Genomic DNA, 9,477 nt, shown 5'->3' with positions numbered 1-9,477 from the left:
TTCCATAGCAGTGGAAAAGGCTTTTTCTGTAGATAAAGTTCCTCTTTGATAAATGATGAAGCCTGCCCTATAATTTAGAGTTGTTGCAATGCTAGTTTTACAGTATCYTTGTTGGGCTTWGAAACSGGWATYTTTTCTCCAGAKGTTAAGAGTARAATMCCACCGTCTTCYTTTAACCAGCTTTTTACATATTTTGGATTTACTAAATGGCTTTGGTGMGTTCTTAARAAWCCGCTGGGGCGCAGTAAATCTGCATATTCTTTAAGTGATTTAGAAACCAATATTTTTTCATTACTTGAAAGGAAGAAGCGGGTATAAGTATTGTCTGCCTCGCAACGTATAATTTCTGATAAAGCAACATACCTTATTTCGCTTTGCATCTGTAGGGCAATCTTGCTAACATTGGTTTCGGGCTTTTTTAGTTGCTGCAGTAAAAAATCAAGCTGTAGATTTTGTATTTGTGTTATCAGTTTATGTTCAGCTTTATTTACCGCGTTTATCAATTCTTCAATATCAATGGGTTTTAAAAGATAATCTAAGGCAGCAAATTTTACTGCTTGTATCCCATATTGATCGTAAGCGGTAACAAAAATAACTTCGAAATTACGTGTTGGAAGCAGTTTTAGTACATCAAAACCTGTTTGCTCGCCCATTTGAATATCCAGAAATACTAAATCAGGTGAATATTTTTCAATAATGCCAACCGCATCGTTAATATTTTGCGCTGTTGCCATTATGGTTACCTGCGAACAGTGCTTTTCTAACAAAGTCCGTAGGTTTTCTAAATTGGAAATTTCATCGTCTATTAAAATTGCCTTCATTATAATATTATAGCCAATCGGTTAATGTTAAACTTATTTTGGTGCCGTTTGTGCTTGGCTGTATGGCTAAAGTAAAGCGATTTTGCTTATAAATACTATTTAAGAGTGCTATTCTACTGTTACTTAATTGAAGACCTAAACCATTATTCTTTTTTTCTGTGTCAAATCCATTTCCATTATCGCTAATAGTTAACACCAAATCATTTGCTTGCTTGGTAAATGTGATTACAATTTTTCCATCGGTAGCTTTTTTCGAAATGCCGTGTTTCACCGCATTTTCTACAAAAGGTTGTAGCAGCATGCTGGGTATTTCTACGTTATCCAGGTCTAAGTTTTCTGAACGGTTAATTTCGTACTTAAAACCAAACCGCAATTGCTCCATTTGCAGGTAATCGTCTAATAAAGTTTTTTCTTGTGATAAACTGATCAATTCTTTATCATCAAGCACATTACGGGTTAAGCGGGCAAACTTAGACAGGTATTTGTTGGCATTGTCTATTTCGTTTTTGTTCATTAAATTTTGAATGCCAGAAAGTGCGTTAAATAAAAAATGAGGGTTTAACTGGGAACGAATGGAGTTAAGCTGAAGCTTTGCCGTGTTTTTTTGCTGCTCTTGTTCTACAATCTTTTTTTTGTTTCTTCTTTTGATCGCGTGAAGTATCAGTAAAAAATTTAAACCAATAACAAATGTTGCCATTAAAGCATAACTATAAAGTTCTTTTTTGGTGTAGCTTTCTTCGGCTAAAGTGATAGCAAGCGTATGGCGGGTTACGTATTTTTCGGTTTCTTTTGGTGAAATATCGCAATCAAAGCAACTGGTCCATTTAATTGATGGCTGAATAATAATTTCATACTCGCCCGACTTTTTGAAAATGTTTTTATCAATTTCTATAAAAGGTAGTTGCTCATGATCTTCACTTATGATGCCACCATATCGCCAGGTAGTTGATTCGAAAATGATTTTATTGGTTTTTTTGTCTTTTATTGAGGTATAGTAAAGATAATCAATATCCGATTTGTCTTTAACGATGGTTAGCTGCAGATCTTTTTCAGTGAAAGTAAAGTTTGTGCTCCCTTTTGGGTCTTTTACCCAGCTGGTGCTATAGACCTGATCGCTTTTGCTCAGCATTGAAAAAGATAGGATTTTTGCTCTCGGTATCGACTTTCCGTAAAAAACAGCTTTATCGATATCCTGCGGTTTATCTATACTATAAACAAGTGTGGTAACCGTTTTATCTTTTACAGGGAAAATGCCCAGTGTTGTCGAACTGAACAGTTCTTCATCTCCTTCTGCGTGTGTATCTTTCAGCTGCGCCATGTTAATCGGCTTATTGAGCGCAATGGGTTTGTTATCTGCCAAAATGGTGTACCGATAGTGCTGTATATTAATATTCTTTCTAAAATTAATCGAGATACTTACATGGTTTACATCAGGTAAGTAATTAAAGGATGTGCGGGGTTGATTGGGAAATCCAATAGCATAAAAAACGTTTCTGGCTCCACTATCTACATGCATGAGCAATTTTCCTCCAGCAGCAATGTTATTAGAAAAATTAATGCCTTTTTGCGCATATGCGGCAGATAAGGAAATAAAGAGGCTGAGCAATATGAGGGTCGTCTTTTTCATAAGGTTAAGTTTAATTTTCATCAAACTTGTAGCAATAATAGCAAAACTAAAACCATAAAACAGGAAAGGTGGTGTTTGAAATAGTAGAGGTATTGTTTTGCGCAGTATTTGAATGTTCACAGTGAAGAATAAGCCGACTCGGGACTTTTTCACTTTCCCTGTAACCTTTTCAAAAAACGGTCGTCTTACTTATAACTAAACAAGCGGAAACCTTTCGTTTCCGGGCTAAACTTTAAAATAAGCAAGCAATTAAATTGAAAGCGCATGTACATGCGGTATAGAAATCTTTTTGCCTATTTTTTTAAGAATAAATACCTAAAAATGAAAACATTATACAGAATATCACTTATCGTTACTTTCCTTTTTACCGTTACAGTTGGTTTTGCGCAAACAAATCCTAAACCGAACATTAGTGGGGTAATTTTAGATGAAACCAAAAAACCTGCAGATTACGTTACTGTTGTGCTCTTTAAAGCTTCCGATTCGAGTGTGGTTAAAACGGCATTTACCGATCCAAACGGAGCATTTAATTTTAATGTTTCGGGTAAGGGGAGTTATTTTTATAAAGCCAGTAACATGGGTTACAAAACACTTAAAAGTAAAACCATCGTTTTAACAGAAGATAATCAAAAGGTAGATTTCGGATCGGCTCAGCTTACCGCAAGCACTCAAAATTTAAAAGAAGTGAATGTAGCTGTAACTAAACCATTAATCGAAAGAAAAATGGATAAGATCGTGATGAATGTTTCCAATAGTTCGATTATGACAGGTTCTACTGCGCTGGAAGTTTTGCAAAAAGCACCAGGCGTAACGGTAGATCAGAATGATAAGATCTCGATGATGGGTAAACAAGGCGTGCTAATTCAACTGGATGGAAAACAGACCTACATGAGCAGTGCCGATGTGGCGAATCTACTGCGTAACATGCAGAGCTCGGAGATTGAGAGCATTGAACTGATTACCAATCCGTCTTCAAAATACGATGCCTCTGGCAACTCGGGAATTATCAACATCAAAACGAAGAAAAACAAAAATGGCGGAAGCAATGGCAGTATAAGCGGAACAGCCGGTTATGGCAAAAACTTTAGGGGAAATGCCGGTTTAAACCTAAACCACAGAACGCAAAAATTAAACCTTTTCGGTAATTACAATTATGGAAGAAATGAGCGCGATAACCTCATTGCCATCGACCGTATTTCGAACGGAACACCAGATACTTATTTTATGCAGGTGGGTACCAGCCATAGAAAGCAACAGAACAATAACTTTAAAGCAGGTATAGATTACTTTATTGATAAAAAGAACACGATTGGTGTATTGGTAAACGGCTACTTTAACCATGGAAATGAAACTACGGTAAACAATACTTTAATTGGCCCATCTTTTAACCAGGTAGATTCGAGCCTCATAACCAACTCATTGCAGGCAAACAAATACAATAATGTTTCTTATAACTTAAATTACAAATCTGTTCTGGATACCGCGGGTTCAGAAATCTCTGCAGATGTAGATTATTCCAAATACAAAGGAAACGATGGTTCTAATTATGAAAACGATTACCGGTTCCAAAATGGAGACAGAATCCGTCCTATTAGATATACCCGGAACAACACCCCATCGATTATTGATATCAAAGCATTTAAAGTCGACTATAATGTTTCACTTAACAAAACGGTTAAACTCGAAGCCGGGGTTAAAAGCAGTTGGGTTAAAACCGACAATGACCTGCAGGCGGAAGAGTTGGTAAGCAATGCCTGGCAAAACGATGTAAAACGAAGCAATCAATTTGTATACGATGAAAATGTAAATGCGGCTTATACCAATATAAACAAGCAGTTTAAAAATACCAGCGTACAGATTGGCTTAAGGGTTGAGCAAACCAATTCGAAAGGAAATCTGATTACCAAAAATACTGTTGTAGAACGAAATTACTGGGATTTCTTTCCAACGTTATTTGTTCAACAAACGCTTTCAAAAAACAATCAGTTGGGTTTTTCTTATAGCAGGAGGATAGACCGCCCAAGTTATGATGCTTTAAATCCTTTTATTTATTATTTAGACGAATTTACCTATAGCAAAGGGAATCCCTTTTTAAATCCACAGTATACACACAATTTTGAGCTTAGTTATACTCTATTACAAAAATATATGCTCTCAATTGGCTATAGCAGGGTTAACGATGTAATTGCAGAGGTAATTTTACCTGATGCAGCAAATCAATCGTTATATCAAACGAATGCAAATATTGCCACCAACATTAGCTACAATGCCAATTTAAACGTACCCGTTCAGATTACGAAATGGTGGCAGACCAACAATAATTTAAATGTTTTTTACCTCAGTTTCAAATCACCAGATTTGGCCGGGAGCGCTTTAAAAACCGGAAAAACCTCTTTCCAGTTTAAATCGCAACAAACCTTTACCATTATGGATGGTTTTACGGCAGAAATAAATGGCAGTTACGAATCTCCGCTTGATTACGGTACCCTAAGTTTAAAAGCCCGTTATTATGTGGATGCGGGTTTGAGTAAATCGCTGTTTAACAAAAAAGCAAGTTTGAAGCTGGCCTTATCAGATGTATTTAACATGTCTGAAAACAATTTATCAAGTGCCTATCCGGGTTTAACTTACTCGGTACATCAAAAAAATGAAACTCAAATTGGTAGAATCAGTTTTACCTATCGTTTTGGTAAAAATGAAATTAAACCTGCCCGCCGCCGTGCAACAGGAACCGAAGCGGAACAAGGCCGTATGAAAAATTAACACTCAGCCCTTCAATTGTGAAAACCCGATCAACATTATGCTGGTCGGGTTTTCTGTTTTGTGTATATTTAAACTGGAAACCTGAACAAAATGTCTGTCGAGAAAATCTCCAAACAAACTACAAATTTAACAGCTGCTGCTTTTATTGAAAAATTAAGCACCTACCAATCTAACGCAGAATTGGAAAAGATTACCCGTTATTTTAAAACTGAGGAGGGTGATTACGGGGCGGGAGACCGGTTTATTGGCGTTCGGATGGGGCAGGTTTTCGAAGTTGCCAAAGCTTTTGTGGCCATGCCTGTTCAGGAAATAGAAAAGCTTTTAGAAAGTCCGGTTCATGAACATCGGGCAGGTGCAGTAAGCATAATGGATTTTAGGGCAAGGGATAAAAAAACAACTGAAGATGTAAAGAAAGCCCTTTTTGAACTTTACCTTAACCGGCACGACCGGATTAACAATTGGGACCTGGTAGACCGTGCCGCATGTTTTGTAGTGGGCAGTTATTTATTTGATAAACCAAGAGATATTTTATACCAATTAGCCGTTTCAGAAAATATGTGGCAGCGCCGGACAGCAATAGTGAGCACATCTTATTTTATCCGTAAAGGCGATTTGACCGATACTTTTGGCATTGCACAAATTCTTTTAAATGATCGCGAAGACCTGATCCACAAAGCAGTTGGTGGTTGGATCAGGCAGGCAGGCACAAAAAATAAAGCCCTGCTAATGGCTTTCTTAGAAAAACATGCCACAACAATGCCCCGTACCATGCTGCGTTACGCCATAAAACATTTTGACAAAAGCGATCGAGAATATTACCTTAAGAGAGTAGATTAGAATTTGTATTCCATTACATAATCGTCCATGAAGTAACCTTCACCTATATCAAGTTTTACCGACTCTTTAATGGTAAAACCTCCTTTTAGGTAAAAATCTTTGGCTTTATTATGCTTGTTCACATTCAATTGTAAAGCACTTCCTCCGGCATCCTTAACCTGGTTAAAAACCTCATTAATTAAGATTTTCCCAACACCTTTGCCATGTGCAGATGGCAGCACATAAAGCTTGTGCAGTTTGTAAATTCGCTCTTCGTGTCCAACAATAGAATATCCTGCAAAACCGAACTGATTTTCGCCTTCCTCTGCAATCAGGAAAATATGCCCTTCCATAAATTGCTTTAGGAGTTCTCCTTTATTGTACATTTTATCCAACATGTAATCAATCTGTTCCTGCCCGATAATATCGAGGTAGGTTGATGGCCAGGTTGCCGCAGCAATAGCCCTGATGATTTCTATATCTTCTTCTTTTGCTTTTCTGAGGGTAATCATATTGGTTCGCTAATAAAAATTGGTTGTCCTGAAAAGGTAAATTCTACAAAGCCATCTTTAACTACAGTAAAAATTTCTTCTTCATTCTGCACCAGGTTAGTTACTTCGATATATCGGTTGCCATGGATCAGGAATTCACTTCCTGCAGGTTTCCAAACGGAGAATCCCGGTTTTATGGGATAGTGCTTCGATCTTTCAGTAAACACCACCAGATTAATTTTGTCTTCAAATCCGGCAAACTTCTCCAGATCAAATTTCTTCGCAATTACATTTACCGCGGGATATTTCTCTTCGTACAGATAATTTACCGCCACCATTAAAGCATCAACAGGGCCTTGAATAACTTTTGTATCCTCTTGCGTTTCCTGTCCGTTCCCGTTTACAAGCACATCTACCTTTAAGCCTAAAGAAAAAATCTTATCGTAATTTTCTCCGTTAACCAAAAGCGTAGGGCTCCATTCGAGCAGTTGCCCCAAAAGCTCTTCATTAAAATTCCCAAGCTCATCGATGTATAAAGCCGGCTCTTGTTTTTCTTTTACAATATGGTGTGAAGACATACTGCGAATATAGAAATTTCGCTTTAAGTACGGTATAAGAAGAATCAGTTAGGGGTAAAATGATTAACGATTGTATGGATATTCACTCACCCAATGGAAGCCCCTGTTGATGAGTCTAAAATCTTTCATATCTTTCTTTTTAAAGCTTACCGATATAGAATCTTTATCGCTCAGACCAGAAATCACCAGCTTATCTTTTCCAATAACATGGTATTTTAACATATACTTCAATGAATCTTTACTGGTAGATTTTAATACCAGTTCTTTCTTTTTCTGATCAAAAACAGTAGTGAAATTAGCGGTACTATCGTTCATCTTTTTTATTCTTGCGTACCCCTCTCGACTGACAATCAATTGTTTCCAACGGGTGCTGTCCGTAGTTAACGGGAGCAAAGTCTTACCTTTGAGCGTCATGTCTTCTACATTGTAAATGCCATACAAAAATGGCTTGGGTGCAGCACTGCCATAAATTTTTGTTTGTTGGATGAATGTATACAGTAAGGAAACGATAGAGGCGGTGATGTACAAATATTTTAAGCTATAAGCCAAAATGTAAAGCCATCGCTTTTTAAAGGTAGGGCGATACATTTTATCCAGCTGCTGACTTTCATATTTGAGAAAGAAGCGGTATAGCTTTAAGAAATGCGGTGCCAAAATAAAAAGACTCATTACCACAAGTGCGGTAGAGAGTAGTTTTACCGGTACATCGAAGAAGTAGTTCATCGCCATTACATGTGCCGTGGCCGCTAGTGAAAGAAAGGCACCAACCACTACCGTTCTACGGAACACCAGTACCACGAGCCAATAATAGGCAGCATTGTAGCTTTTGCGTTTGCGGTCTAAAACCGACCAGATGATACAGCCTATTACCGAAACGAAAAATATAAAAAGCAATAATAGCCAATCGTAAGAGGTATCCCCACTGCCATTGGTATAAATTGTAAAATCGTAATTGTAATGGATAATATGTTTAGAAAACCATGGAATAAAATGGTGCAGGACCAAACTCGGCAACTGCAGTAATCCCGACAGAAATTGAAAAGCCCCGTTATTGTTCAGGATGATGAAAAGAGGTAACAGAAGGAAAAAGAATCTGAAAGAGATTTTTTTATAAATGTTCCAGGGTGCATTGGTTTGAAGAGCGTTTTCAGACATATTAGCTAGGTTTTATCCCAAAACTAAAAATTATCCTACAGGCTTCAAACTATAAAGTGTTAATTAACAGTAGTTTCTTTAACTAAAGTGTAAAAATCTTGATAGGCTTCAATAAAATCATCGGCAAAATTAATGGCTCCGGATACGGCTATACCATAAATACCGGTTTGCATTAAAGCTTCTACATCGTAGGTTTTTATCCCGCCCACCGCCAACACCGGAATATTGATGGACATCGCCTTCAATTCTTTTATTACCTGTTGATAGCCCTCGGTACCTACAAGCGCATAATTATTGGGTTTGGTTTCAGTTTCTGCAAATGGACCATAACCAACATAATCGGCTCCTTCCTGGGCAAGTCTGATTAAATTTTCTATTGTACTTGCTGATCCTCCAAGGGTGATATCATTTCCAACCAGATTGCGCAGGGCGATAAAATCGGCATCCATATCTTCCATATGAAAACCCTGTATATCGGCCTTTCCATTTAAATGAACATGATCGGTAACGATTAAGGTGCTACCCCAATCATCACAGATTTCGGCTATCGCATTAATATCCTGTAAGAGTTCTTCATCGCTTTTGCTCAGGCAACGGTATTGGATCCATTTTGCGCCAGCCTCGCAGGCCTGTTGCACCTGTTCGATATGGCTTAAATGGGGGATATCGTGCGTAATGTAATGAAGCCTCTCTATATATTTCATACTGGGTGAACAGGATTTTTAAGATGATTTGATTTTAAGATCAGGAGGCAATATAAACAAAATCGCCATTGCAAGTATATTCCGCAATGACGATCCTGTTTTTTGAATGTTAAGCTTTTCTAAAACTTAACGTTCAGGCTTAGCAAAAAGTTAGTTCCCGCCTGTGGGTAAAAGAAGTTTTCGGTTACCCTGCTTCCACCTGCCTGGTAGCCATAGGTATAACCATTGCTTTCGTATTTCTTATCGAAAATATTGTTTACCAATAAACCAAGGTTTACGTTTTTAACACCTGCAAATTTAAAGTCGTAACCCAAACGTGCATTGCTTACCCAATAACCGTTAATGGTCCTATCGTTGTTCTGCGTATTATCCAGGTATTGTTTGCTTACATATTTGCTCTGTAAGGCTACAGCAAAACCACTAACAGGTTTGTAAACCAGCTCCCCAAAAAGAACAGCGCTTGGAGAATAGGAGATGTCGGTTAATTTATAGTTGTTTACCACCTGTCCACCGTTATCATAG

8 protein-coding genes and 1 pseudogene are annotated in these 9,477 nt (G+C 37.6%); 2 read left to right on the top strand and 7 right to left on the bottom strand.

Going from position 1 to position 9,477, the window contains the following annotated elements; translation table 11 throughout:
• Positions 1-74 precede the first annotated feature (74 nt).
• A complete protein-coding gene (locus AC1DND_RS12880) occupies positions 75-821 on the bottom strand; it encodes a LytR/AlgR family response regulator transcription factor (protein WP_477582118.1) in 747 nt (248 codons plus the stop codon).
• A 7-nt stretch (positions 822-828) separates the two neighbouring features.
• Positions 829-2,448: a sensor histidine kinase gene (locus AC1DND_RS12875; protein ID WP_477582116.1), complete on the bottom strand. Its 1,620-nt coding sequence runs from the start codon at positions 2,446-2,448 to the stop codon at positions 829-831.
• Between the two features lie 321 nt (positions 2,449-2,769).
• Between AC1DND_RS12875 and AC1DND_RS12870 the strand changes: the two genes are divergently transcribed.
• Both AC1DND_RS12870 and AC1DND_RS12865 read left to right on the top strand, forming a co-directional pair.
• The gene (locus AC1DND_RS12870) at positions 2,770-5,211 is read left to right on the top strand and encodes an outer membrane beta-barrel protein (protein WP_477582114.1); all 2,442 of its coding nucleotides are present in this window, start codon (positions 2,770-2,772) and stop codon (positions 5,209-5,211) included.
• A 90-nt stretch (positions 5,212-5,301) separates the two neighbouring features.
• A complete protein-coding gene (locus AC1DND_RS12865; protein ID WP_477582112.1) occupies positions 5,302-6,048 on the top strand; it encodes a DNA alkylation repair protein in 747 nt (248 codons plus the stop codon).
• Here the strand turns inward: AC1DND_RS12865 and AC1DND_RS12860 are convergent.
• The 5 genes and pseudogenes from AC1DND_RS12860 to AC1DND_RS12840 all read right to left on the bottom strand — a co-directional run.
• Positions 6,045-6,539: a GNAT family N-acetyltransferase gene (locus tag AC1DND_RS12860; RefSeq protein ID WP_029276813.1), complete on the bottom strand. Its 495-nt coding sequence runs from the start codon at positions 6,537-6,539 to the stop codon at positions 6,045-6,047. The genes AC1DND_RS12865 and AC1DND_RS12860 overlap by 4 nt on opposite strands.
• On the bottom strand, positions 6,536-7,096 hold the full coding sequence (locus tag AC1DND_RS12855) for a hypothetical protein (protein ID WP_029276811.1): 561 nt from the start codon (positions 7,094-7,096) through the stop codon (positions 6,536-6,538). Before AC1DND_RS12855 ends, AC1DND_RS12860 begins: the two co-directional genes overlap by 4 nt.
• Positions 7,097-7,159: 63 nt before the next feature.
• Positions 7,160-8,251 carry a hypothetical protein gene (locus AC1DND_RS12850; RefSeq protein ID WP_477582109.1) on the bottom strand — a complete coding sequence of 364 codons (1,092 nt, stop codon included), beginning with the start codon at positions 8,249-8,251 and terminating at the stop codon, positions 7,160-7,162.
• A 59-nt stretch (positions 8,252-8,310) separates the two neighbouring features.
• The gene (locus tag AC1DND_RS12845) at positions 8,311-8,955 is read right to left on the bottom strand and encodes a thiamine phosphate synthase (RefSeq protein WP_477582107.1); all 645 of its coding nucleotides are present in this window, start codon (positions 8,953-8,955) and stop codon (positions 8,311-8,313) included.
• Positions 8,956-9,074: 119 nt separating this feature from the next.
• Positions 9,075-9,477: pseudogene (locus tag AC1DND_RS12840) on the bottom strand (TonB-dependent receptor); the annotation flags it as partial.

The organism is Pedobacter sp. 01N416, from assembly GCF_056399685.1.
The sequence above is the reverse complement of the archived record's forward strand: the minus strand, read 5'-3'. Positions and strand labels throughout refer to the sequence as shown.

What these genes read in the sequence shown, in the direction of transcription:
- AC1DND_RS12875 (WP_477582116.1), bottom strand. Translation starts at nt 2,448, where the DNA reads ATGAAAAAGACGACCCTCATATTGCTCAGCCTCTTTATTTCCTTATCT.
- AC1DND_RS12870 (WP_477582114.1), top strand. Translation starts at nt 2,770, where the DNA reads ATGAAAACATTATACAGAATATCACTTATCGTTACTTTCCTTTTTACC.
- AC1DND_RS12865 (WP_477582112.1), top strand. Translation starts at nt 5,302, where the DNA reads ATGTCTGTCGAGAAAATCTCCAAACAAACTACAAATTTAACAGCTGCT.
- AC1DND_RS12860 (WP_029276813.1), bottom strand. Translation starts at nt 6,539, where the DNA reads ATGATTACCCTCAGAAAAGCAAAAGAAGAAGATATAGAAATCATCAGG.
- AC1DND_RS12855 (WP_029276811.1), bottom strand. Translation starts at nt 7,096, where the DNA reads ATGTCTTCACACCATATTGTAAAAGAAAAACAAGAGCCGGCTTTATAC.
- AC1DND_RS12850 (WP_477582109.1), bottom strand. Translation starts at nt 8,251, where the DNA reads ATGTCTGAAAACGCTCTTCAAACCAATGCACCCTGGAACATTTATAAA.
- AC1DND_RS12845 (WP_477582107.1), bottom strand. Translation starts at nt 8,955, where the DNA reads ATGAAATATATAGAGAGGCTTCATTACATTACGCACGATATCCCCCAT.